General features: G+C 65.6%; 1 protein-coding gene and 1 pseudogene. Both read left to right on the forward strand.

Annotated features, from left to right (window positions below; translation table 11 throughout):
- A pseudogene (locus AC1DSC_RS32635) lies at positions 1 to 148 on the forward strand (chemotaxis protein CheW); the annotation flags it as partial.
- Positions 149 to 227: 79 nt separating this feature from the next.
- The coding region (locus AC1DSC_RS32640) for a HAMP domain-containing protein (protein ID WP_478132095.1) at positions 228 to 1,146 on the forward strand (919 nt) is incomplete at its 3' end.

Consider the following 1,146-nt stretch of genomic DNA (forward strand, 5'->3'; position numbering starts at 1 on the left):
CAAGCCGGCGCCGGAGATGGGCTCGGTGCTGGACACCGACTACCTGATCGGCCTGGGCACGCTGGACGAGCGGATGCTGATCCTGGTGGACATCGACCGGCTGATGTCCAGCGACGAGATGGGCCTGGTCGAGAAGATCGCCGCCTGAGACGGCGCGCACAACCCTTTCCTGCGGCAAGCGCGCGTTCTGCGTGCTTGCCCTTTCCTGATTTTCTGGAGTGATGAGCATGTTTCTGAGCAATATTTCCATCGGCAAGCGGCTGGCCGTCGTGATCGGCGTCATCCTCGCCCTGTCTCTCACGAGCAGCGTGCTTGCCGTGCTGAAGCTGCAGCAGCTCGGCGAGGAAATCAATGCGATGGTCGAGAAGAACATCAAGACCGAGCGCGCGGGCTCCGACTGGCTGCGCAACACCAACTCGGGCGTCCAGCGCGCCGCGGCCATCGCCAAGAGCAGCGATGCGAGCCTGATCGCCTACTTCGCGCCGGCCACGGCGCTCTCCATCAAGGAGACCAACGAGCTGCAGAAGTTCATCGAGGAACAGATGGACACGCCCGAAAAGAAGGCGCTGTACGACAAGGTCGGCGAGCTGCGCAAGGCCTACCTCGCGGCCCGCGAGGAGGTCAGCAAGGCCAAGCTGGCGGGCGACATGGAAGGCGCCAACCGGATCTTCAACGAACGCTTCGAGCCCACCTCGCGCAGCTATCTTGCAGGCGTGCAGCAGATGGTGGACACGGAACGCGCGCTGCTCGACGCCGCGGCCGAGCGCAGCAAAGAGATGCGCGCCAGCACCAGCCTGATGCTCGTCGTCTTCGGCGTGCTGTCGCTGGGCCTGGGCCTGGTGCTCGCCTGGCTGCTGGTGCGCAGCATCACGCATCCGCTGCGCCGCGCCGTCGAGGTGGCCGAGGCGGTGGCCGCCGGCGATTTGACCAGCCGCATCGAAGTGACGACGAAGGACGAGACCGGCCAGTTGATGCACGCGCTCAAGGGCATGAACGGCAGCCTGGCCAAGGTGGTGGGCGAAGTGCGCCACGGCACCGATGCGATCGCGACGGCTTCGGGACAGATTGCGGCGGGCAACCAGGACCTGTCTTCGCGCACCGAGGAGCAGGCCAGTTCGCTCGAGCAGACGGCGGCCTCGATGGAAG

The organism is Variovorax sp. 01N425 (assembly GCF_056399465.1).